Annotated in this window: 27 protein-coding genes and 1 riboswitch; of the genes, 23 read left to right on the top strand and 4 right to left on the bottom strand. The window is 29.5% G+C overall.

What is annotated here, in order from left to right; genetic code table 11:
- The first annotated feature begins 6 nt into the window (after positions 1 to 6).
- The 19 genes from FYJ83_RS13810 (at position 7) to FYJ83_RS13720 (ending at position 16028) form a co-directional block, all read left to right on the top strand.
- Complete coding sequence (locus tag FYJ83_RS13810; RefSeq protein WP_154441428.1) at positions 7 to 678, top strand: PspA/IM30 family protein; 672 nt, start codon at positions 7 to 9, stop codon at positions 676 to 678.
- Positions 679 to 747: 69 nt separating this feature from the next.
- Complete coding sequence (locus FYJ83_RS13805) at positions 748 to 1776, top strand: TFIIB-type zinc ribbon-containing protein (RefSeq protein WP_154441426.1); 1029 nt, start codon at positions 748 to 750, stop codon at positions 1774 to 1776.
- Positions 1773 to 2573 (top strand): TPM domain-containing protein, encoded by an 801-nt coding sequence (locus tag FYJ83_RS13800; RefSeq protein WP_154441424.1) that lies wholly within the window; start codon positions 1773 to 1775, stop codon positions 2571 to 2573. Before FYJ83_RS13805 ends, FYJ83_RS13800 begins: the two co-directional genes overlap by 4 nt.
- A gap of 32 nt (positions 2574 to 2605) precedes the next feature.
- Positions 2606 to 3553 (top strand): SPFH domain-containing protein, encoded by a 948-nt coding sequence (locus tag FYJ83_RS13795; protein WP_154441422.1) that lies wholly within the window; start codon positions 2606 to 2608, stop codon positions 3551 to 3553.
- 299 nt (positions 3554 to 3852) lie between these two features.
- Positions 3853 to 4143 (top strand): DUF2325 domain-containing protein, encoded by a 291-nt coding sequence (locus FYJ83_RS13790; RefSeq protein ID WP_154441420.1) that lies wholly within the window; start codon positions 3853 to 3855, stop codon positions 4141 to 4143.
- A 209-nt stretch (positions 4144 to 4352) separates the two neighbouring features.
- A complete protein-coding gene (locus FYJ83_RS13785) occupies positions 4353 to 4568 on the top strand; it encodes a hypothetical protein (protein WP_154441418.1) in 216 nt (71 codons plus the stop codon).
- A 280-nt stretch (positions 4569 to 4848) separates the two neighbouring features.
- Positions 4849 to 5433, top strand: a complete 585-nt coding sequence (locus tag FYJ83_RS13780; RefSeq protein WP_195838008.1) for a flavodoxin family protein — start codon at positions 4849 to 4851, stop codon at positions 5431 to 5433.
- A 128-nt stretch (positions 5434 to 5561) separates the two neighbouring features.
- On the top strand, positions 5562 to 6071 hold the full coding sequence (locus FYJ83_RS13775) for a GNAT family N-acetyltransferase (RefSeq protein WP_154441414.1): 510 nt from the start codon (positions 5562 to 5564) through the stop codon (positions 6069 to 6071).
- Positions 6072 to 6089: 18 nt separating this feature from the next.
- On the top strand, positions 6090 to 6740 hold the full coding sequence (locus FYJ83_RS13770; protein ID WP_154441412.1) for an L-fuculose-phosphate aldolase: 651 nt from the start codon (positions 6090 to 6092) through the stop codon (positions 6738 to 6740).
- A gap of 26 nt (positions 6741 to 6766) precedes the next feature.
- Entirely contained in the window at positions 6767 to 7795 is a 1029-nt protein-coding gene (gene mtnA, locus FYJ83_RS13765) for an S-methyl-5-thioribose-1-phosphate isomerase (RefSeq protein ID WP_154441410.1), read from the top strand.
- Positions 7796 to 7825: 30 nt separating this feature from the next.
- A complete protein-coding gene (locus tag FYJ83_RS13760; protein ID WP_154441408.1) occupies positions 7826 to 8593 on the top strand; it encodes an S-methyl-5'-thioinosine phosphorylase in 768 nt (255 codons plus the stop codon).
- Positions 8594 to 8623: 30 nt separating this feature from the next.
- Complete coding sequence (locus FYJ83_RS13755) at positions 8624 to 9796, top strand: trans-sulfuration enzyme family protein (RefSeq protein ID WP_154441406.1); 1173 nt, start codon at positions 8624 to 8626, stop codon at positions 9794 to 9796.
- 103 nt (positions 9797 to 9899) lie between these two features.
- A complete protein-coding gene (locus FYJ83_RS13750; RefSeq protein ID WP_229768599.1) occupies positions 9900 to 10691 on the top strand; it encodes a class I SAM-dependent methyltransferase in 792 nt (263 codons plus the stop codon).
- A 33-nt stretch (positions 10692 to 10724) separates the two neighbouring features.
- Positions 10725 to 11252, top strand: coding sequence for a GNAT family N-acetyltransferase (locus FYJ83_RS13745; protein ID WP_154441402.1), 528 nt, complete (start codon positions 10725 to 10727; stop codon positions 11250 to 11252).
- Between the two features lie 51 nt (positions 11253 to 11303).
- Positions 11304 to 12314: a spore photoproduct lyase gene (splB, locus tag FYJ83_RS13740; protein ID WP_154441400.1), complete on the top strand. Its 1011-nt coding sequence runs from the start codon at positions 11304 to 11306 to the stop codon at positions 12312 to 12314.
- 274 nt (positions 12315 to 12588) lie between these two features.
- A complete protein-coding gene (locus FYJ83_RS13735; protein ID WP_154441398.1) occupies positions 12589 to 13149 on the top strand; it encodes a GNAT family N-acetyltransferase in 561 nt (186 codons plus the stop codon).
- 33 nt (positions 13150 to 13182) lie between these two features.
- Positions 13183 to 13755, top strand: coding sequence for a DUF4269 domain-containing protein (locus FYJ83_RS13730; RefSeq protein ID WP_154441396.1), 573 nt, complete (start codon positions 13183 to 13185; stop codon positions 13753 to 13755).
- 53 nt (positions 13756 to 13808) lie between these two features.
- A complete protein-coding gene (locus FYJ83_RS13725; RefSeq protein ID WP_154441394.1) occupies positions 13809 to 14684 on the top strand; it encodes an SPL family radical SAM protein in 876 nt (291 codons plus the stop codon).
- Positions 14685 to 14732: 48 nt separating this feature from the next.
- Positions 14733 to 14791: riboswitch (Fluoride riboswitch) on the top strand.
- 58 nt (positions 14792 to 14849) lie between these two features.
- Entirely contained in the window at positions 14850 to 16028 is a 1179-nt protein-coding gene (locus FYJ83_RS13720; protein ID WP_154441392.1) for a cation:proton antiporter, read from the top strand.
- A 43-nt stretch (positions 16029 to 16071) separates the two neighbouring features.
- On the opposite strand, the gene FYJ83_RS20320 is transcribed toward FYJ83_RS13720, so the two are convergent.
- From FYJ83_RS20320 to FYJ83_RS13710, 3 genes are all read right to left on the bottom strand, one after another.
- On the bottom strand, positions 16072 to 16194 hold the full coding sequence (locus tag FYJ83_RS20320) for a hypothetical protein (RefSeq protein ID WP_268233527.1): 123 nt from the start codon (positions 16192 to 16194) through the stop codon (positions 16072 to 16074).
- 231 nt (positions 16195 to 16425) lie between these two features.
- Positions 16426 to 17082: a DUF998 domain-containing protein gene (locus FYJ83_RS13715; protein ID WP_229768598.1), complete on the bottom strand. Its 657-nt coding sequence runs from the start codon at positions 17080 to 17082 to the stop codon at positions 16426 to 16428.
- On the bottom strand, positions 17072 to 17302 hold the full coding sequence (locus FYJ83_RS13710) for an AbrB/MazE/SpoVT family DNA-binding domain-containing protein (RefSeq protein WP_154441390.1): 231 nt from the start codon (positions 17300 to 17302) through the stop codon (positions 17072 to 17074). Before FYJ83_RS13710 ends, FYJ83_RS13715 begins: the two co-directional genes overlap by 11 nt.
- A gap of 415 nt (positions 17303 to 17717) precedes the next feature.
- Between FYJ83_RS13710 and FYJ83_RS13705 the strand changes: the two genes are divergently transcribed.
- The 3 genes from FYJ83_RS13705 to FYJ83_RS13695 all read left to right on the top strand — a co-directional run bounded on the left by FYJ83_RS13705 (position 17718) and on the right by FYJ83_RS13695 (position 20037).
- Positions 17718 to 18545, top strand: coding sequence for a DegV family protein (locus FYJ83_RS13705; RefSeq protein ID WP_154441388.1), 828 nt, complete (start codon positions 17718 to 17720; stop codon positions 18543 to 18545).
- 80 nt (positions 18546 to 18625) lie between these two features.
- Positions 18626 to 19582 (top strand): L-threonine 3-dehydrogenase, encoded by a 957-nt coding sequence (locus tag FYJ83_RS13700; protein ID WP_154441386.1) that lies wholly within the window; start codon positions 18626 to 18628, stop codon positions 19580 to 19582.
- 176 nt (positions 19583 to 19758) lie between these two features.
- A complete protein-coding gene (locus tag FYJ83_RS13695; RefSeq protein ID WP_154441384.1) occupies positions 19759 to 20037 on the top strand; it encodes a DUF3343 domain-containing protein in 279 nt (92 codons plus the stop codon).
- On the opposite strand, the gene FYJ83_RS13690 is transcribed toward FYJ83_RS13695, so the two are convergent.
- Positions 20027 to 21343: a hypothetical protein gene (locus FYJ83_RS13690; protein ID WP_154441382.1), complete on the bottom strand. Its 1317-nt coding sequence runs from the start codon at positions 21341 to 21343 to the stop codon at positions 20027 to 20029. The two genes, FYJ83_RS13695 and FYJ83_RS13690, sit on opposite strands and share 11 nt — an antisense overlap.
- Positions 21344 to 21439: 96 nt before the next feature.
- Between FYJ83_RS13690 and FYJ83_RS13685 the strand changes: the two genes are divergently transcribed.
- Positions 21440 to 22054 carry a hypothetical protein gene (locus tag FYJ83_RS13685; protein WP_326828343.1) on the top strand — a complete coding sequence of 205 codons (615 nt, stop codon included), beginning with the start codon at positions 21440 to 21442 and terminating at the stop codon, positions 22052 to 22054.
- The last annotated feature ends 153 nt before the right edge of the window (positions 22055 to 22207 follow it).

The following is a 22207-nucleotide window of genomic DNA, read 5'->3' as shown; positions in this document are numbered from 1 at the left end:
GGTACTATGACTATTTTAACAAGATTTAAGGATATTATGTCTAGTAATATTAACGCATTATTAGATAAGGCGGAAAACCCAGAGAAAATGATAGATCAAGTTTTAAGAAATTTAAATAAGGATTTAGGTGCTGTAAAAGCTGAAACTGCATCTATAATGGCACAAGAACAAAGAGCAAAAAGAGAATTAGATGAATGTATAGAAGAAGTTAATAAAATGGAAAGATATGCGGTAAAAGCATTGGAAGCAAATAATGAAGATGATGCTAGAAAATTCCTAGAGAGAAAAGTAGCTCTTACAGCAAAGCAATCTGAATTACAGGAATCTTATAATTTAAGTCAAAGTAATGCCACAAGAATGAGAGAAATGCACGACAAATTAGTTGCTGATATTGGGGAGTTAGAATCAAGAAAGACAATGATAAAGGGTAAGATGGCAGTAGCCAAAACTCAAGATAGGATTAATCAAATTGGATCATCTGTAAATTCTGCTAATAGATCTATTTCTGCTTTTGAGAGAATGGAGGAAAAAGCAAACAAAGTTTTAGATGAAGCAAATGCAATGGCAGAACTTAATAGAGGACCAAAAGATGATATAAAGGATTTAACCGCTAAATATGATACGAATACAGATATAGATGATGAATTAGAAGAACTGAAGAAAAGATTAAATAAATAATAAAAAAGCTGTAGCATAGTCTACGGCTTTCCTATTGAAGTATATAGATTAGTTTGTAGAGGTGAGGATATGGTAATACATTATAAATGTCCTAATTGTGGTTCTGATATGGTATTTGACAGTGAATCAGGGATGCTTAGCTGTGGAAGCTGTGGAAGGAAGGACAATATAGATAGTTTTCCTAAAGAGAATATCAAGACTACCTTTGGAAAAAATGATGCTAAAGAATATCATTGTAAAAATTGTGGTGCCATGTTAATTACCCATAAAGAAACTACAGCTACAAACTGTAGTTTTTGTGGGGCAGGAGTAGTATTATTGGATAGATTAAGTGGAGATTTAGCTCCATCTAAAGTAATTCCATTTACAATAAATAAGGATAAGGCCATGAAAACCTTTAGAACTTGGTGTAAAAATGGATTGCTGACTCCAAAAGGTTTTATGACTGCAGATAGAGTTAAGGGAATAACTGGAATGTATGTGCCATTTTGGTTATATGATTTAAACAGCAAGGTAGAGGTAAATGCCATATGTACTAAAGTAAGAACCTATACTAAAGGTGAATATATATATACTGAAACTAGTTATTATGATGTATATAGAAATATAAATATTGATTATATAAAAGTTCCCATAGACGCCTCAGAGAAAATGGATGATAAGCTTATGGATAAATTAGAGCCTTTCAATTATGGAGAATTAAAAGACTTTAATACTCCTTATTTAGCAGGATATATTGCTGAAAAATATAATTATAATCATCAAGAATTGCTTCCAAGGGCTGCATCAAAAATAGAAAGATATATAGAATCATTTATTGGTTCTACTATATCTGGATATACAATGGTTAACTATAACAGAAAAGATATAGATACAAATAAAAAACAGGCTTATTATACTCTTTTACCAATTTGGATGGTTTATTATGATTATAAAGGGTCAGAATATATATTTGCTATGAATGGGCAAACAGGAAAAGTTGTAGGGAAACCACCTATTAGCCAAGGAAAAGTTGCAGCATGGTTTGGAGGAATTTCAGTAGGTATATTTATAGGTCTTAAGCTTATATCTTTACTTATGGGAGGTGGTCTATATTGAAATATAAAATATACTTAAAATGGATTTTGTCCTTAGTGATTATATTTACTGTAGTATCCAGTGTGGCTTTAGGAGAATTAAGTCCTAAAGAGAGAATATACGATTTTGCCAATCTATTGACTAAAGAGGAAAAAATGGAACTTGAAAATATAGCAAATAAATATAGTTCTAAAAGGGAAACAGATCTTATAATACTCACTATTTCAGACTCAATGGGAAAGGATATTATAGATTATACGGAAGATTTCTATGATGAAAAGGGTTTAGGATATGATAAATCCCATGGAAATACTGCCATATTAACTATTGATATGAAAAACGGAGATATATATTTAGCAGGTTATCATAAGGCAGAAAAATACTTAGATGATTATAGGTTAGATATTATTAGAGATAAAATTGCTCCTGATTTATCTAAAGGAAATTATTATGATGCTTTTTATTCCTTTATTAAAACCTCCTACAAATATATGGGAATAAGACCTGGAGTAAATCCTGAAAATATATTATTTAAATTTTGGTTTCAAGTAATGGTTTCTCTTGGAATAGCAGGTATAGCAGTAGGGATTATGACCTATAATACTGGCGGAAGAACAACGGTAAATGCAGGTACTTATCAAGATCATACAAACTCTAAGATTATTAGTAGGCGAGATACCTATTTGCGAACTGATGTAACTAAACGTAAAAAACCATCAAATAATAATAATTCTGGTGGTGGAAATTCAAGAGGAGGAAGTAGCGGAGGAGTGTCAAGGGGAGGTCACTCTCATAGTGGCAGCAGAGGTAAATTTTAAGATACTATTTGAGAAATGAAAGGATGATATAGATGAGTTTTTTTAAAGGACAATTTGCTAATGTAGTAGAATGGGAAGAATTTAGAGATGATATGATTTTTTGGAAGTGGACCAATAGAGAAATTAAAAAAGGAAGTAAATTGATTATTCGCCCTGGTCAAGATGCTATATTTTTATTTAATGGAAAAATAGAAGGGATATTTAGAGACGAGGGAGAATATGATATCGAGTCTCAGATAATACCTTTTTTATCTACACTAAAAGGATTTAAATTTGGATTCAATACAGGTATGAGAGCAGAAGTTCTATTTATAAATACAAAGGAGTTTACTGTAAAATGGGGTACTAAAAATGCAATAAATATTCCTACTCTAGGACTTCCTGGTGGTCTTCCTATTAGAGCAAATGGTACTTTTAATTTTAAGGTGGGAGATTATATTACATTAATAGATAAAGTAGCTGGTATAAAAAATACCTATTTAGTAGATGATGTAAAACTTAGGATAACATCTACACTAGATCAATTACTAATGAAATGGATTACTAAAGAAGGAAAAGATATGTTTAATCTTCAGGCCAATGCTTTTGATATATCTAAAGGGATTAAAGAGGATTTAGATATGATGGTTTTAAATGATGGAATAAATATTACTGGATTTAATGTAATGAGCTTTAATTACCCTGAGGAAATTCAAGAAATGATAAATAAAAATGCTTCTCATAGTATGATAGGTGATGTAGGTAAGTATCAACAAGTGTCTATGGTAGATGGAATAGCTTCAGGAAAAGTAAAAGGTGGTGGCACAGCATCGGATATGGCTGGAATGATGATGGGAATGAATATAGCCAAAGAAATGATAGAGAATGTAAATAAAACTAAAGAAACCTCCAATGAAGCAAAGCCTAACTTTTGTCCTAATTGTGGAGAAAAAACTGGAGCAGGAAATTTCTGTGGAAATTGCGGAGAAAAATTGATATAATTTTTATATAAGAACAGTCTTTTGTTATAGTAAAATAAAAGACTGTTTAATTTTTTGATATTAGTGGTAAAGTAACTAGAAAATTCTAAAAAATATATTGACAATCAGGGCTTGTTTTGATATTATAAAAATAAGAAACGTAATTGTTATAAATAGATAGATAAATAAATGCTACTTAAAAAAAAGTAGTTTTTTTAGAACATTCAATTGATAATGATTATCAATATCTACATAAAAGTAAAATTTACTTAGTGAAAGGGGGATAGCCTATTTAATTTTAAATTAAATAGGAAAATAAAATGTGTATAGTTTTAGTAGGTGGACACGATAGAATGCATGGAGAATATAAAGAGGTAGGTAATAGATATGGTTGTAAAATGAAAGTTTTTACACAGATGCCATCGAAACTTAATAAAAGTATTGGTGATCCAGATGCTATTGTATTATTTACCAATACAGTTTCTCACAAGATGGCTTTAACAGCGGCAAAAGAAGCGAAACGAAAAAACATACCTTTATTAAGATGTCATAATAGTAGCAAGAATTCTTTAGAAGAGACGTTGTTACAGTTAAAGGTAAAGGTATCTTAAAAAAGATACATATAAAAGTTTTTATACCAAACTCCTATGGATAATGTTATCCGTAGGAGTTTTTTTATAATGAACAAAAAAAGTTCTTTCATTACATTTTAATATTCTTAATTTTTTAGGAACATATAGGAGTAAGATTTATAGAATATTAGTATATATAAAGAATTGGATAAAAAGTCAAATTAGCTAGATTTTAAAGGAGGATGGAAATGAAGATTTTATTATTGCCTTTTATTATATTATTCACATTAATATTTGCATTGATAGGGAGCGTATTAAAAGTAACCGGTAGATTACTAGTTGGATTATTAGGTTTATTTTTCACTATCACTGGTATTATACTAAGTTTAACTGTTATTGGTATTGTTGTTGGTATTCCAGTTTTGATTTTAGGGATTATAATGATCATAAGTATTTTTTTCTAAAAGCATTAATAGTTGATGTTTGTGAGTTAGCAGTTACAATTTAATGGAAAGTTTGTTATAATATTAGAAAATATAATAGTTAAAGTTAAAGTTTAACTTTAACTTTAAAGCCCAAGGATTGAAAAATACGACTTTATTTCTTTGATGTTAATATTATACTTTAACATTAAGTAAGAAAATCAACTTTAAATTTCCAGAATTATTTTAAGATTAAGAGGTTTTTTGTTTGATTTTTTTAAAGATAATATTTATGGAAAAGATATATTTAGGGGGAAAACCAATGGAAAAAAGATGGCTTGCAGTATTGGGCAGTCCAAGAATAGGGAAAAACACTGATACATTAATTAATCATTATATAGAAGAGTTGAGTAAAAGAGGAAGAAAAGTAGATAAGGTTGTATTAAGCCAAATAGAACAAAATATCTGTAGTGGATGTGAATATTGTATTAAGAATAAAAAATGTTATTACAATGATGAAATGTCTGAAATAATTGAAAAAATTAAAACTGTAGAAGGTATAATCTTAGGGTCACCTTCTTATAATTACAATGTGACTTCATATATGAAGGTATTTCTTGATAGGCTTTTTTCATTATTTACTTTCCATAAAGGTAGCTGGAGCAGCCAATTAGATTCTAAAAACATAAAGTCAATTATAATAGGTGTATGTGCTGGTCCAGATGAATTAAGTATGGGTTTTACAATGGAAGCAATGAAAAGAGTAATGAAGGACCATGGAGTAGAAATAATCATAGAGGAAAGGTATTTTGGAACAAAGAGAAATCCAGTAGAAATTAATAAAGATATTAAGAATATTATTACAAGAAAATTTAATAATAGTTTTAATCATACTTTTATAAATTAGTATAATGATTTCATAAAAATATTTAAGGTTATATATAATTAGGACAAGCTATCCGTTAACTAAGATTATATTTAGCTTTAATTGGTTTAATTTTAAAAATATCTTATATTTTAAGTAGGAGTGATGGAATGGAATTTAGAATGGCAGATTATAAGGACATAGATGATATAATGAATATAATATTTAAGGCTCAAGAAAACTTTAGAAACAAAAAAATAGATCAGTGGCAAAACAACTATCCTAATCATGATATTATAAGAGAAGATATAAAAAATAAAAATAGTTATGTGTTACTAAAAGATGGCGTTATTATTGGAACTGTATATCTAAGCTTTGATGAAGAACCAACTTATAAAGAGATTTATAAAGGACAATGGCTAAGTAATGAACAATATGCAGTGATACATAGAATGGCTGTTGATTTAGAATATAAAGGATTGGGACTTGCCTCCCTTATGATGAAATATGTGGAAGATATTTGCTTAAGTAAGAATATTCATAGCATAAAAGTAGATACCCATAGTGAAAACCTTTCAATGCAAAGGTCTTTAGAAAAAAACGGATATAAATATTGTGGAATAATATATTTAGAAGATGGAAATGAAAGAGTTGCTTTTGAGAAATTGTTATTAAACTAGTGAATAGGAGTGGATTTAATGATAATGTTAGAAGAGAGAAAGCTAATTGTTGAATATGGGAAAAAGTTAGTTACATCCAATCTTACTAAAGGAACAGGTGGAAATTTAAGTATTTATAATAGAGAGAAGAACTTAATGGCTATTTCTCCATCAGGTATAGATTATTTTAAAATAGATGTGGAAGATATTGTAGTTCTGGATTTAAAAGGAAATATAGTAGATGGTCATAGAGAGCCTTCCAGTGAATATCATATGCACAGGATTTTCTATGAGAATAGAGATGACATAGATGCCATAATTCACACTCATACTATGTATGCAACTACATTAGCTTGTTTGAATTGGTCATTGCCTCCAGTACATTATATGTTAGCCTTAGCAGGGCCTGATGTGAGATGTGCAAATTATGCTACCTATGGAACTAAAGAGTTAGCAGAAAATGCCTTTGAAGCTATGAAGGATAGATATGCAGTTCTTTTAGCCAACCATGGACTTTTAGTAGGCTCAAAGGATTTAGCCAATGCTTTTAATATCACTGAAGAAATTGAATATGTAGCAGAATTATATTATAGAACTAAAGCCATAGGAGAGCCAGTAATATTGTCTGAAAAAGAGATGACTTTAATGATTGAAAAATTTAAGACCTATGGACAGGTGAAAAAAGATTAAACTAGATTTAGAGGGAGAGAAGAATAATGGAGATAAAAACCATAGAGTTTAAAGATGATATATTATATTTAATAGATCAAAGAAAGTTGCCAGGAATTTATGAAATATTTCAGTGTAATGATTATAAAGAAATAGAATTTGCCATTAGAGATATGGTAGTCAGGGGAGCACCAGCCATAGGAGCTACAGCAGCCTATGGAGTAGTATTGGCGGCGAAGGAGTTTTTAAAAGAAGATGAATTCTTTAAAAAGATGGAGGAAGCTTTAGTTTTTCTGGGCAATTCCAGACCTACAGCAGTAAATTTAATGTGGGCAATTAAAAGAATGAGAGTTTTAATAGAAAGCAACAAGAACATACCTTTAGATGAATTATATAAAAGAATAAAGAAGGAAGCAGACAACATACTTGATGAAGATATAGAAACAAATAAGGTCATGGCAAAGTATGGAAATGAAGTAATAAAAGAAAATGCTGCTATTTTAACTCATTGTAATACAGGAGCATTGGCAACAGCAGGTTATGGAACAGCCCTTGGAGTAATTAGAGAAGCTCACTATACTGGAAAGAATATATTTGTATACGCAGATGAGACAAGACCTAGACTTCAAGGAGGCAGATTAACAGCTTGGGAACTGGTACAGGAAGGAATTCCATCAAAATTAATAGCTGACAATGTGGCTGCAACCTTAATAAGAGATGGAAAAATAGATGTAATCTTAGTTGGAGCTGATAGAATTGCTACTAATGGAGATACTGCAAATAAAATAGGAACTTTTATGTTATCAGTAATAGCCAAAACATATAATGTTCCATTTTATATAGTAGCACCTACAACCACTATAGATTTTGATATAGAAACAGGTAAAGAAATTGAAATTGAAGAAAGAGACATATCTGAAGTAACTCATATAGATGGAATAAGAATTGCTCCAGAAGGAATAGATGTATATAATCCTGCATTTGATGTTACACCTTGGGAGAATATAACTGGAATAATAACTGAAAAAGGAATTATTAGACTTCCATATAAAGAGAATATTATGAAATTAAAATAAGAATTAAATATAAATTATAGAGGTGAAAATATGGAAAAAGCTATAATCGGGGGTACGGGAGTATATGATGCAGGAAGTATAAGTGAAAAAAGATTAGTAAATACAAAATATGGTGAAGTTGAAGTAGATATTTTGAATATAAATGGAGAGGAAATAGTATTTTTGGCAAGGCATGGAAAGGAACATTCTGTACCACCTCATTTAATAAACTATAGAGCAAATATAATGGCTCTAAAACAATTGGGAATCAAATATATATATGCAACAGTGGCAGTGGGATCTTGTAATGAAAACTATGAACCGGGAGATATTGTTATAATAAAAGATTTCATAGATTTTACAAAACTAAGACCTATGACTTTTTTTGAAGGAAAAGATGAGCCAGTGAAGCATGTGGATATGAGTGAACCCTATTGTAAAAAATTAAGAGAGAAATTTTATCTAACTGCTAGAGATATAGGATTAGATATAAAAGGTGAGGCAGTATATGTATGTACTGAAGGTCCGAGATTTGAAACACAGTATGAAATAAAGATGTACAAGAATCTAGAGGGAGATGTAGTAGGAATGACCAATGTGCCAGAAGTAGTACTGGCGAAAGAGTTAGGTATATGTTATGGAGTAGTGGGAATCATTACGAATTGGTGTACGGGAATCAAAGGGGAAATTGCCATACATGACATTCAGGGAGCTTTGGAAAAAAGCAAAGCAAAGATTACAGAAGGATTTATTAAAGTATTTTCAAGTGATTTAAATCAAGAGAATTGTAAATGTAATAATTCAATTATAGAACTGTAAGTAATCTAAAATAAGATTTGGAGGGATAAAATGAGATTCGATACAAGGACTATTCATGGAGGGATTAAAGGCAAAAATCCAAGTAATGCCTTAAACCCACCTATATTTCAAACTTCCACATTTGTATTTGATAATATAGAACATGCAAATAAAATAATGTCTTTTGAATCAGATGATTATGTTTATACAAGAGGAAACAACCCTACCATTAGATTGTTTGAAAATCGAATGGCAGAATTAGAGCATGGAGTAGGAGCAGTAGCTTTTTCTTCAGGAATGGCAGCCATTAGCTCTACTATATTTTCTTTATTAAAACCCAAAGAGACCATTATAGTTCACAAAACCCTATATGGTTCATCTTATAGTGTAGTTACAGAATTGCTGCCAAAATATAATATAAATTATAAAATTGTAGATTTAACAGATTTGAATGAGCTTGAAAACACAATAGATGAATCTACTAAGGTTATATATTTTGAAACTCCATCAAATCCTGATTTATCTATTATAGATATAAGAAAGGTTGCAGAAATAGGAAAGAAAAATAATATAAAAATAGTAGTCGATAATACCTTTGCTTCACCATATTTTCAAAATCCATTATTATTAGGAGCAGATGTAGTAGTTCATAGTGCTACAAAATATATCTGTGGTCATGGAGACGTAGTAGCAGGAGTTGCCATATCTAAGGATATGGAATATATAAATTATTTAAAATTTGGATATATGTGTGAATTTGGAGGGGCCATGAGTCCTTTTAATGCTTGGCTGCTTCTTAGGGGATTAAAAACCTTAGGAATTAGAATGAGGCAGCATGAAAAAAATGCAAAGGAAGTAGTTGATTTCCTAAAAAATCATTCAAAGATAGATTCAGTATTATATCCAGGTTTAGAAGATTTTAAAGGTCATAATATAGCAAAGGAACAGATGAAAGGCTTTGGAGCTATGATAAGCTTTGAAGTAAAGGGTGGGTTAGAATCTGCAATAAAATTTGTAGATGGATTAAAATTAGCTCAGTTAGCAGTTAGTCTAGGAGATTGTGAAACCTTAGTTCAGATACCGGCTGCCATTACTCATAGAGGGTATCCAGAGGAAAGATTGGCTGAATTTGGTCTTACAGAAAGTATGGTGAGAATATCTGTTGGATTGGAAGATAGCAAGGATATAATTGAAGATTTAGAAGAGGGATTGAAATTAATTTAGAACAGCAGGAGTAAAATCTTGCTGTTTTATAATAAATAGAAATAAACTTATTACGATAATTATATTTGTGAAATCTATTAAAATGGAGTGATTAAATTTGAGAATGGAAGATATATTTGAGATAAAAAATGAAGAAGAAAGAGTTTCAGCAATTTATAATATTTTTGATGAAAGTACACGATTATCTACTAAGGCAACTAGAGTTGAATTTCTAACTACCATAAGACAGATTGAAAAATATCTTAAACCAGGTATGAAAATATTGGATTTAGGTGCTGGTACTGGAGAATATAGTTTATATTTCGCAAAAAATGGATTCCAAGTAACAGCAGTTGAATTAGTGGAAAATCATGTTTCTCAGATTAAAGAAAAAATTAACGAGGAAATGTCACTTGAAGTTTTTCAAGGAAATGCAATGAATATATCTATTATTGAAGATAAAACCTACGATATAGTATTATGTTTTGGACCATTATATCATTTAGAGAAAATTGAGGACAGAATGAAATGTATAGAAGAAGTAAAGCGAGTTTGTAAAGATAATGGTAAAATGTTCTTTGCCTTTATTTCCAATGATATGGTGATTACCACTGAAACCATGTGTTACAATCCTAGCTTTCTAACTGAAGATACATATAATCACCATACCTTTAAGGTTAGAGATTTTCCATTTGTTTTTCATACAGTAGATGATTGTAGACAAATATTGAGAGATTCAGATTTGACAATTAATAATGAGGTTGCTACAGATGGGCTAAGTGAGTTATTAGCAGATAAAATAAATAATATGAATGATGAAAGCTATAATAAATGGCTAAATTATCACTATTATTGCTGTGAAAAACCGGAATTTTTAGGAACAAGTAACCATCTTTTATTTATAACTAGTAAATAAAATCCATTAAAAAGAATATAAGGAGGAAAGATTATGAAAACACCTATATTAGAAAGCAAAAGGATAATCCTTCGACCTCTTACTATAGATGATGCTGAAAATATTTATAGAAGTTGGACATCTGACCCAGAAGTAGCAAAATTCATGATGTGGGATACACATAAATCTATTGATGAGACTATTGAATGGTTAAAAATAGAAGTAGAAAATATTCATAAAGAAGGTCTTTATAATTGGGGATTGGTGTTAAAAGAAACTGAAGAATTATTTGGTTCAGGTGGCATATACTACAAGGAACATCTTAATTGTTATGAACTTGGATATAACATTATGAAAAAATATTGGGGACAAGGACTGACTACAGAAGCTGGAAAAGTAATATTAGATTTTGGCATAGATACTTTGGGAGAGAAAAAGTTTTTTTGTAGACATGCCATTGATAATATTGGTTCAAAAAAGGTAATGGAGAAATTAGGATTTCAATATCATTCAGATAGCTCCTATAATAGTCTAAATGGTGAAAAACAATTTTTAAGTAAGGACTATTATCTAAATATATAGTTACTGAATTAATATTTGCTAATAAGGAAATAATATTTCTGAGGTGAAAAAATGAAATTGTTCATGCCAGATAGAGTATATATTGATCCTAAAAGCTTAGAATATGATACTGGAATAATGATAAAGGAAAAATTAGAAACGTTAAATATTCCCATAATACAAACAAAAAAAGTTGAAATAGAAGGTAAATCACCTTCTGAAAATTATGCTAAAGCTAAAAAGACTATTTATCTAACTGTTAATAGGGAAAAAAAACTAAGAAAGTGTAAGCCATCTGCAGATTATCAATTTGCTTTATCAAGTTCATGTCCTGGACATTGCGAATATTGTTATTTACAAACAACGCAAGGTGAAAAACCCTTTATGAAAGTGTTTGCAAATGTAGATGAAATATTGAAGGTAGTTCAGGAACATATAGATGAGAATTTACCGAATATAACTACTTTTGAATGTGGAAGTATTACAGATCCAGTTGCCCTTGAGCATTTAACAGGAAGTCTAAAAAAGTGCATAGAATTCTTCTCTAATAGTGAAAATGGAAGACTTAGGATAATCACTAAATTTAATAATGTAGATTCATTTTTAGATATAAAACATAATGATCATACTAAGTTTAGGTTTAGTATAAATACTAAATATATAATAGGAAAATTTGAACACAGTACTTCTAGCTTTGAAGAAAGAATAGAAGCTGCAACAAAAATTGCAAAGGCAGGATATCCCATAGGTTTTATTATTGCTCCGATTATGATATATGAAAACTGGAAAGAGGATTATAGGGAACTGCTAACAAGTTTGAAATCTCAACTTGTGGACTATAATAAAGAGATTACCTTTGAACTTATACAGCATAGATTTACGGCTACTGCAAAGGAATTAATTCTTACTAGATTTCCAAATACTGAATTAGATCTTAATGAAGAAAAGAGGCAGCTTAAGTGGGGACCCTATGGAAAATTTAAATACGTTTATCCTAAAGAACAAAGTACTGAAATAAAAGAATATATTTCAGTACTAATTCAGGATAATTTTATTAATTCTAAGATTGAATATTTTACTTAAGTATTATGAAAAAAATAAATGAAAGATTAACCTTTACCATATGGAAAACTTTCTGATTTTAATGAATATAATAGTTAAGGTTTTAAAAGTACACATAAATCAAAATAAAACATAATGTCTTAGCATATTATGTTTTATTTTGATTTATTATTTTATATATACCATTTATATTATTGTGGGTGATATAATAGAGAGTAGACTGGAAATAAATACAGAAGGTTAAAATCATATTATTATTAAATATACAAATAAAATTATAATCTTGGAGGAACAGATGAGAATAGAGAAAGAAAATATAGTTATTAGAAGTGTAACGATATATGATGCGGAACAATTGAATCAATGGTGGAATGATGGTAAAGTCATGGAACACGCAGGTTTTCCCAATGGATTGGGAGAATCTTTAGAAACTACCATAGCTGGTATTAAAAGCCGTGAAGGAAAACTAAGCCAACGTTGTATAATAGAAATAGATGGAAAGCTTGTAGGGGAACTATGCTATAGAATCAAAGATAATAATACAGTAGAGCCGGGATGGAAAATATGCGACTTTAACTATCAAAATCAAGGATACGGGTCTAAAATCATTATAATGTTATTGGAATTTCTTTTTACAGATGAAGCAATTAATTCCAGGTTTCTAATAGAAAAAGTTGTTTGGGATACTATGCTTGAAAATAAAAGAGCACAGTATGTTTATGAAAACAAAATCGGAGCAAAGAAAATTGGTATTAGAGAAAATACTTGGAAAGATCAGCTAGGAAACTTACGAAGCGCAGTTGACTATGAAATAACAAAGGAAGATTTTTTTAGATTACATCAAAAAGTTAAGTAATTTAGTAAATATATAAATTGGTGGAGATTAAAAATGATTAATACTAGCAAAAGAAATTGGAAGGATATATCATATCTAAAAGAAGGTAATTCTAAACAAAGAAAAACATATGAAATCCTTATAAATACACAAATTTTAGATGTTTTAAAGAATTATACTCCAATAATAGTAGGAACAATTCCAATAGATATAGATGTTGAAAATAGTGATTTAGATATAGTTTGTAAAGTAGAAGATTTTAATATGTTTGAAAATATATTAAAAAGTAATTTTGAAAGATACGATTGTTTTAAGATTACAAATTATGAATATGATATATTAGTGTGTAATTTCATAGTAAATAATATTGAAATAGAAATATATGGCTCCAAAATTGATACAGAAAAATCAAATGGATATAGACATATGATTATAGAAGACAGACTTTTAAATTTATATGGTGATGATTTTAGAAAAGAGGTAATTAATTTAAAGATAAATGGATTAAAAACAGAACCGTCATTTGCAAAGATACTAAATTTAAAGGGTAATCCTTATGATGAATTACTAAAACTCGAAAGGTATAGTGATATGGAGTTGATTTCTAAATATAAGAAAATCAGATGATATGATTAAAATTAATTTGATTATATATGGAAAAGAAAGTAAGGGTGTAAGATATGCACGAAGTAAAGGTAAAGGGAATTTTATCTTCTAAAAATGGAATGAATTTATATCGTGGTTGTTCTCACGGGTGTATATACTGTGATTCCCGAAGTAAATGTTATCAAATGCATCATGATTTTGAAGATATAGAAGTAAAGATTAATGCTGTTGAATTACTAGAAGATGCTTTAAAGCGAAAACGGAAAAAATGTATGATTGGTACAGGTGCCATGACTGATCCATATATTCCAATTGAAATTCAGTTACAGCACACAAGAAGCTCTTTAGAACTTATTGATAAATATGGTTTTGGAGTAGCTATACAGACTAAATCCAATAGAATCCTTAGGGATTTAGGTATATTAAAAAGTATAAATGAAAAGGCTAAATCTGTTGTTCAAATTACCTTAACTACATTTGATGAAAAACTTTGTTCCTTAATAGAGCCAAATGTATCTACTACAAAAGAACGGGTTGAGGTTTTAAACATAATGAGAGACAACAACATTCCTACTATAGTTTGGCTGTGTCCAATTCTACCTTTTATAAATGATACTGAAGAAAATATAAATGGAATTTTAGACTATTGTGAGGAAGCCAAGGTAAAGGGGATTATTTGTTTTAGTATGGGATTAACACTTAGAGAAGGTAATAGAGAGTATTTTTATAATGCTTTAGATAAAAAGTTTCCCGGACTCAAACAACAATATATAAAATCTTTTGGAAATGTATATGATATAAAAAGTAAAAATAATGACAAATTGATGGATTTATTTCAAGAAAGATGTAAGCGAAGTGGAATTATATATAATATAAATGAGATATTTACTTATCTTTATACATTTGAAAATAAAGATAAATCTAAACAAATCAGTTTGTTTGATTTATAGATTAAAAAGCTTCTTGACACAATTAAAGTTTAGTACTATACTGATAATACAATAGAGGGTGATGGAGTTCACCGAAATTGCTTAAAGCTAATGACTCCTACAGAAATACTATAGTATTTCTGTAGGAGTTTTTTTGTTTATAGTCACATGAAAGGAGAGAATTTTATGGCCAAGAGTTTAGGAATTATTTTATTATTAGGGTTGTTGGTAAACAAGTTATTTGAAAAAATAAAATTACCAGGACTTCTAGGAATGATAATATTAGGAATAATAATAGGACCTTATGGATTTAATTTAATTGGAAAGGATATGTTAACTTCCTCTGCTGATTTAAGAAAAATTGCATTAATCGTAATTTTGCTTAGGGCAGGATTTGGTATAAATAAAAGTGATTTAAAGAAAGTCGGAAAAATTGCACTTAAAATGAGCTGTATACCAGGCTTGGTAGAAGGATTTTTCATTGCATTTGCATCAGTTAAGTTCTTGGATTTTTCTTTTGTTGAGGGAGGAATGTTAGGATTTATTATTGCTGCAGTTTCTCCTGCTGTTGTAGTTCCCTCTATGTTAAAACTGATGGAAAATAATATTGGAACAGATAAAGGAATACCAACATTAATATTGGCAGGAGCCTCTATTGACGATGTAATTGCAATTACTATATTCAGTGGATTTTTAGGTTTATATAGTGGGTCCAATATCAATATAGGTATGCAGTTATTAAATATTCCAATATCAATATTATTGGGAGTTTTGATAGGTGCTATTGTTGGAATCATAGTAGTGAAGATATTTAATAAATATAATATAAAAGATACAAAGAAAGTTTTATTAATACTAGGACTATGTATTTTATTTACTGAATTAGAAGAACTACTAAAGACAAAGGTATCCTTAGCTTCATTATTAGGAGTTATGACTATAGGAGCTATTATAATTGAAAAGATACCAAAGGTAGGTAAAAAACTAGCAGGAAAGTTTAATGAAATATGGATTTTTGCTGAAATAATGCTATTTGTATTAGTAGGAGCTGAGGTAAATATTGGAGTTGCACTTAATGCAGGTAAAATAGGAATCATAGTATTATTAATTGGTCTTATAGGTAGAAGTATAGGAGTAATGTTTTCTTTATTGAACACAGATTTAAATTGGAAAGAGAGGATATTTTGTGTTATTGCCTATATACCGAAGGCAACAGTTCAGGCTGCAATGGGAGCAGTACCACTGTCACTAGGAGTAGAATCAGGAGATATTATATTGGCTATCGCAGTATTATCCATATTAATTACAGCACCACTGGGAGCAATAGGAATAAATATTTCTGCGAAGCACTTATTAAGTAAATAAACAAACAAATGCCCTAGAAAAAATCTAGGGCATTTATATTATATTAGCATCTACGACCTCCGCCGCCAAAGCAACCACTATTAGTAAAAAGAACCACTAATAGTAAAAAGAAGAATAATAAAGAATCATCATTATCACAGCCTCTTCCTCCAAATAAGCCACCCATGAAGACACCCCCTATATTATTAATATTTATAAACGAGTGAAAGCACTCATTATAGAATATGTAAAGTAATGGTAAAGTGTTAATAAAAATATAATAGTTTCCATTAAGTCAAGTATTTTATTAGCTAATTTTGTTACTGAATCCTTAGTATATATGACTTCAAATGGTGACTTAACAACCCTCATTATTTGATTTTGTGCATTTACAATTTTATAGTATCATTGTAGCACTTCATTTCATAAATATATTTTTGAATGAAACTATAATGATTGGCGCATACATACAAAACAAACTTAATCTTTGCCATATTCCCTCATTAGAAATTATAGTATTTTCAAACCTTGCCTTATCAGCCATTATAAACAAAGCAAAAAACATTATAGCTAAAGCAAAAAATATAAATGACATAACACTACAAACTATATCGTTTGAGTGTATAGATACAATCCCAATAATTAAGGGAATAAAGGTTAAAACAAAAAATCCTAAAACAGAGCCATATCCATGTATTTTTTCGGGTAGAGTTGTAAGTGTCTTTGTTTCTCCAACTGAAAATATACCAGATAATATACAGGCTCCAATAGCATAAAATACTACACAAAATAGCAATACTTTTGAAAGTATATTTGAAGTAGGTAAATATATTGCATACAATTTTAAACTACCATGAATAAGCATAATTCCTGCAGCAATGAGCCACAAGTTATATATTAAATGTATTGGGGAATTATGATTACCTAACAAACTCATTACCATTGTCAAATGATTATATTTTTTACAAAATGGTGCAAGAAAAAAAGGTATAACCAAATCCCCAATCGTTGCAATGAGTAAGAGAATAAAGCCTACATTTGACATACTAAAGAATTTTGCCATATTATTTATCATCTGGCTTAAACCCTCCTAAACCTTTAAGGATTTTTATTGCAACTTCTTGCATAACATCGGCTTTTGCAATAGCAATTCCTTGTTCCTCATCTCCTAAAACCAATAAAGTGTCTCCTGGTTTTATATCAAACAAATCTCTTGCTTCTTTAGGAATTACAATTTGTCCTCGTTCTCCTACCTTGACTGTTCCAAAAATATGTTTACCTTTTGGTAATGACATTTTCAATCCCCTCCATATTCATACTTTTCATACCAATGTGAAAAGTATACCATTAATCAAATAGTAAGTCAAGAAAACACCCGTCACAAATCGTATTATATGCTTTATTTCAGCCAATACTAGAATATATGCACTCATATGTCAGCAGTAGGTACTCGTGTACGATTAGGTGGGTTATCAGTGTTTTTTATAGAAGAAGAAAATATAAAAAACGGTTTAGCAAAAAAATGAATTACGGAATATGAAGCATAAAAAAGATAAGATTATTAAAAGAATTAAGAACTAAGTACAATATTTTTAAAAATCAAGTAATAAGAATCAGATAATAGTTGTAAAATAAATTAAAGTATGAAATAATATAATAATTCTGCTATTATTTAATTGTGGAATTATTTACATGTTAGGAGGAATGCAAATGTCAAAAATAAAGATAATCGTTGATAGTACAGGATATATCTCGAAAGAATATGTGAACAAAGAGAATATAACAGTAGTACCTCTGAACTATATATTTGGAGAGGAAATAGGTAAAGAACCTTTTCCGGGTGAATTTAAAAATTTTTACAACAAACTAAGTAGTACAAAGTTATTTCCATCTACTTCACAACCAGCAGCAGGAGATTTTTTAAATGTATTTATAAAGTCTTTTGAAGAGGGATATGATGAGATAATAGCCATTCTTTTGTCTTCTAGTTTAAGTGGTACTTATAACAGTGCAACACTTGCAAAGAATATGCTAGAGGGTAAAAAAATTACTATTATAGATTCCAGAAATGCTGCAGCAAATATAAGATTTTTAGTTGAGGATGCAGTGGAAATGGCTAAGAAAGGAAAAAACTCAGAGGAAATTGAAGCTCATATAAACTCTAAAAAACTAAAGATGAAAGTGTATTTAACTACTGAAACCTTAGAATATTTAGGTAGGGGAGGAAGGCTTTCATCAGTTCAAGCCACTATGGGAAATTTACTGAATATCAAACCTATAATTCAACTAAAAGATGGGGAACTTCAGTTATTAGAAAAAATAAGGGGTAAAAATAAAGCCATAGCTTCAATAATAGATAAAGTGCCCCAAAATGTAGAAAAAATAGGAATCTGTCATGTAATGGATATTGATTCTGCTGTAAAATTTAAAAGTATGTTAGAGGAAAGGTTTCCAAAAGCTTTAGTTACTATAGATGAGTTAGGTCCAGTAATTGGAGCTCATTTGGGTCCTAAAGGTATAGGAATTTGTTTTTATTAATAAAAAGCATATCCAAAATTTACAATTCATGATATAATTATAACGAGCTAAGGATATTAAATACTGCGGAGGTGCATATAATGAGAAAAATATTAGTAACAGGTGCATTAGGACAAATTGGTTCAGAACTTACAACTGAACTAAGAAGAGTTTATGGAGAGAACAATGTAATTGCCAGTGGTAGAAGAATAAAGGAAGGTCATGAGAAGTTAATAGAATCTGGTCCTTTTGAAATAGTTGATATAACTAAAGGCAAAGACGTATCTGAAATAGTTAAAAAACATAATGTAAATACTATTATAAACCTTGCTGCTATTCTTTCAGCTGTTGGTGAAAAGTATCCAGAACAGTGTTGGGATATAAATATGAATGGATTATATAATATTCTTGAAGTTGCTAGAGAAGAAAACTGTATGGTATATACTCCATCTTCAATTGCTGCTTTTGGACCAACTACTCCACCAGATAATACTCCACAAGACACAATTCAAAGACCAACTACAATGTATGGTGTTACTAAAGTAGCTGGAGAATTATTATGTGATTACTACTTTAAAAGATTTGGAGTAGATACTAGAGGAGTTCGTTTCCCAGGTCTTATTTCTTATGAAACATTACCAGGAGGAGGAACTACAGATTATGCAGTTCATATTTATTACGATGCCTTAAAGAATAAAAAGTATACTAGCTTTATAGGTAAAGATACAAAGATGGATATGATGTATATGCCAGATGCTCTTGATGCCATAGTGGATTTAATGGAAGCAGACCCAGCTAAACTAATCCACAGAAATGCTTTTAACGTAACTGCAATGAGCTTTGACCCAGAAATGTTAGCGGCATCAATTAAAAAAGTTATTCCAGAATTTGAATTAGACTATGAAGTAGACCCAGTAAGACAGGCTATTGCTGATACTTGGCCAAACTCTTTAGACGATTCAGCTGCTAGAGAAGAATGGGGCTGGAATCCAAAATATGATTTAGACGCTATGACTAAAGATATGTTAGATAAATTAAAAATTAAATTAGGTTTATAATATTATAAAACAGGGAGCTTTAGCTCCCTGTTTTATTTTGTCTATCCATAGCATAGTTATCATATATAATCTTATCATAAATGATATAACCTACTCTCATTATTAATAAAATTTCATGTAAAAATTGTAACCAATATATGGTAAAGTAAATACCTTAATATATAGGGGGGAGTATTATGGTCAATGATTATTATATAACTGTATTTGAAACTAAAAATCAAGCCATATTTCTTTATTCTACACTTGAAACTGTAGGATATAGGGTATTTCAGCTAGTATCTTTGCCTTGCAGTATAAAGGCTGGATGCAATTATGGAATAAAATTTAAAGATGAAAGATATATAGATATTATAGTTAATGAGGCCAAGGCGTTAAACATGGAGATTCCTGAGATATATTTTTGTGAAAAACTGCAAGGTAAATACAAGTATTCAAAAGTAATCATCAAGAATTAAAAAACTTATTTAAAAATGTTTTTTTTTTATTAGAATCTATAGTTCTTTGGAGATCATCTAGCCTATTCTCAATATTAAGTTGATTATCTAATATTTTAGTTAAAATATATTGATTATCTATTATTTTTTCTAATTTTTCATCTAACTTCTTCAACTCATATAAGAATGTAGAATCTAGAATTGTTGCTTCAGGAGATGCTTTTTCGTCTACTTCTATATTATTCTCTTCATGAATAACTTCTGATTCCAAAGTAGATTCATCGTTAGTTAGTATGGGAGAAGTTTTATGATACAATTCTAAAAAACAAAGCGTAGGTTCTTCTAAAGTATTTAAATAACCATAATTTATGTGATTTTTTGAAAGTAATATATTTGAGTTAAACTTAACCATGGAGATATTCTGTGGTAAAGGAATGTTTTCTTTCTTTACCCAACTATCTCCATAATCTTTGGAAGATGAAAGTATCATGGAGTCCTTGGAAAAACATATGAGTTTCAACTCATTGTTTTCTTCAAATATAATTGGATGATTTTTGGATAATCCCATATGAGGCAAGGCTATTTCTTTCCATATGTATTTTTCTTTTCCACTACCTTTCATTCGTAGATATTTTAGGTTTAGATTATCTTTTGATTCTGCTATCCATAGAATATGAATATTGTCCTTTGAATCTATAAATAAAAATGGAAAAATATTATTAAAGTCTTTGGAAGAAATAAGTTTAGACACAGAGCTCCAAGATTTAGTAAATGGGTTATAAAATCCATGATAGATTTGGGAATCATTATTTATATATGTTTTATATACTATATGAATATTACCTAAACTATCTGCATCCACAAAGAATGGATCTGGAATTCGTTTTGATATATATCTTATGGCATTATGTCTTTCACCATTTTTATCGTTTAAGATTACATGTTGAATAGTCCATATATTAGAATTAATTATATTGGAATAATTGTATATAATATGAAGTTTATCTTTAACCATTAGAATTTCCATTTGATTATATAAATTTGATGCTAAATCAAATTTAGCAACATTGTTTTTTATCCACTTATCTTTTATATATTTATAATAATTTAATTCTCCTGTATTTGTTAAAGCAATAAGATGTATAACGTTATTCTTATCAATAAGTACAGAGTATTTCATTATATTTTCATCTAGTATATTTTTTGATTCTAATTCGTAAAAAAATGAATCATAAATTGTGTAAACTATTTCCTTATTTGCTGATAAATCAAATAAAAAAGTCTCTTCATTAGAGTTGAATATAATACTAATATTTTGATTAAACATTTTTTTCACCTCGCGATTAATTTAGTAGCACATTAGTCTATATATACATAATATGATAATGAAAATAGAAATATTAAATTAAAAGGAGTGAATAGCGTGGCTGAATTAAATATTAATGAAAGAACAGTTGAGGCTCTTCGATGTTTGGAATTTGATTGCATAATTACAGATAAGGTATTTGCATCCTGTCAGCAAAGAGAATGTTTTCCACAGGTAGAAGTAGAATTATGCGATAAGACATTTGGAAGCGTAAGATTTAGACCTGGATTTATAGTACCTAATACATTAGTAGTTACTGACACTGATACCCCTAATTTTAGGAGGGTAAGATTTACTGTAAGAATTCCATTCCAGGTGTTAGATTGTAACGGAAATGTAGTAGCTGAAGGATTTTTACCAGACATATTAAAGGATATAATATTATATCTTCCAGATTCTAGAGATGAATTTGAATTCAGAATAGTTGTTGAAACAATGTCAGAAGTTTTAGCACCTCCAGTACAAACAGGAAAAACTTTAAGCTTAGTAATAGGAACATTTATTATAATAAAAGTAGTAGGAACTGTACAACTACTAATTCCAACATTAGGATATTGTCCAACACCGCCTGAATGTACAGAGTTTAGTCCAACAGATATATGTGAAGCTTTTGACTATGCAGACTTTCCTGAATTTTTCCCACCACAATTAAATAGTGGAGGACCATGTTAAATGAAAAAAGAAGAGTTAATTCTCTTCTTTTTTTATTTAATAGGAAAGTCCTACTTTTCCTATTAAATAAAAAAAAGGCAGCCCAGGAATCTTGAGCATGCCAATAAAGCCTAAGATTGTTAGACTATTTTCTGTACTCGTAATGAACACCAC

Origin of the sequence: Tissierella pigra, assembly GCF_009695605.1 — a bacterium.
Classification (GTDB): domain Bacteria; phylum Bacillota; class Clostridia; order Tissierellales; family Tissierellaceae; genus Tissierella; species Tissierella pigra.
Note: the sequence above shows the minus strand (reverse complement) of the source record. Positions and strands in the feature narration are given on the sequence as shown.

Excerpts from the sequence above, each read along its gene's own strand:
- FYJ83_RS13810 (WP_154441428.1), top strand. The coding sequence starts at position 7 with ATGACTATTTTAACAAGATTTAAGGATATTATGTCTAGTAATATTAAC.
- FYJ83_RS13805 (WP_154441426.1), top strand. The coding sequence starts at position 748 with ATGGTAATACATTATAAATGTCCTAATTGTGGTTCTGATATGGTATTT.
- FYJ83_RS13795 (WP_154441422.1), top strand. The coding sequence starts at position 2,606 with ATGAGTTTTTTTAAAGGACAATTTGCTAATGTAGTAGAATGGGAAGAA.
- FYJ83_RS13790 (WP_154441420.1), top strand. The coding sequence starts at position 3,853 with ATGTGTATAGTTTTAGTAGGTGGACACGATAGAATGCATGGAGAATAT.
- FYJ83_RS13785 (WP_154441418.1), top strand. The coding sequence starts at position 4,353 with ATGAAGATTTTATTATTGCCTTTTATTATATTATTCACATTAATATTT.
- FYJ83_RS13780 (WP_195838008.1), top strand. The coding sequence starts at position 4,849 with ATGGAAAAAAGATGGCTTGCAGTATTGGGCAGTCCAAGAATAGGGAAA.
- FYJ83_RS13775 (WP_154441414.1), top strand. The coding sequence starts at position 5,562 with ATGGAATTTAGAATGGCAGATTATAAGGACATAGATGATATAATGAAT.
- FYJ83_RS13770 (WP_154441412.1), top strand. The coding sequence starts at position 6,090 with ATGATAATGTTAGAAGAGAGAAAGCTAATTGTTGAATATGGGAAAAAG.
- mtnA (WP_154441410.1), top strand. The coding sequence starts at position 6,767 with ATGGAGATAAAAACCATAGAGTTTAAAGATGATATATTATATTTAATA.
- FYJ83_RS13760 (WP_154441408.1), top strand. The coding sequence starts at position 7,826 with ATGGAAAAAGCTATAATCGGGGGTACGGGAGTATATGATGCAGGAAGT.
- FYJ83_RS13755 (WP_154441406.1), top strand. The coding sequence starts at position 8,624 with ATGAGATTCGATACAAGGACTATTCATGGAGGGATTAAAGGCAAAAAT.
- FYJ83_RS13750 (WP_229768599.1), top strand. The coding sequence starts at position 9,900 with ATGGAAGATATATTTGAGATAAAAAATGAAGAAGAAAGAGTTTCAGCA.
- FYJ83_RS13745 (WP_154441402.1), top strand. The coding sequence starts at position 10,725 with ATGAAAACACCTATATTAGAAAGCAAAAGGATAATCCTTCGACCTCTT.
- splB (WP_154441400.1), top strand. The coding sequence starts at position 11,304 with ATGAAATTGTTCATGCCAGATAGAGTATATATTGATCCTAAAAGCTTA.
- FYJ83_RS13735 (WP_154441398.1), top strand. The coding sequence starts at position 12,589 with ATGAGAATAGAGAAAGAAAATATAGTTATTAGAAGTGTAACGATATAT.
- FYJ83_RS13730 (WP_154441396.1), top strand. The coding sequence starts at position 13,183 with ATGATTAATACTAGCAAAAGAAATTGGAAGGATATATCATATCTAAAA.
- FYJ83_RS13725 (WP_154441394.1), top strand. The coding sequence starts at position 13,809 with ATGCACGAAGTAAAGGTAAAGGGAATTTTATCTTCTAAAAATGGAATG.
- FYJ83_RS13720 (WP_154441392.1), top strand. The coding sequence starts at position 14,850 with ATGGCCAAGAGTTTAGGAATTATTTTATTATTAGGGTTGTTGGTAAAC.
- FYJ83_RS20320 (WP_268233527.1), bottom strand. The coding sequence starts at position 16,194 with ATGGGTGGCTTATTTGGAGGAAGAGGCTGTGATAATGATGATTCTTTA.
- FYJ83_RS13715 (WP_229768598.1), bottom strand. The coding sequence starts at position 17,082 with ATGATAAATAATATGGCAAAATTCTTTAGTATGTCAAATGTAGGCTTT.
- FYJ83_RS13710 (WP_154441390.1), bottom strand. The coding sequence starts at position 17,302 with ATGTCATTACCAAAAGGTAAACATATTTTTGGAACAGTCAAGGTAGGA.
- FYJ83_RS13705 (WP_154441388.1), top strand. The coding sequence starts at position 17,718 with ATGTCAAAAATAAAGATAATCGTTGATAGTACAGGATATATCTCGAAA.
- FYJ83_RS13700 (WP_154441386.1), top strand. The coding sequence starts at position 18,626 with ATGAGAAAAATATTAGTAACAGGTGCATTAGGACAAATTGGTTCAGAA.
- FYJ83_RS13695 (WP_154441384.1), top strand. The coding sequence starts at position 19,759 with ATGGTCAATGATTATTATATAACTGTATTTGAAACTAAAAATCAAGCC.
- FYJ83_RS13690 (WP_154441382.1), bottom strand. The coding sequence starts at position 21,343 with ATGTTTAATCAAAATATTAGTATTATATTCAACTCTAATGAAGAGACT.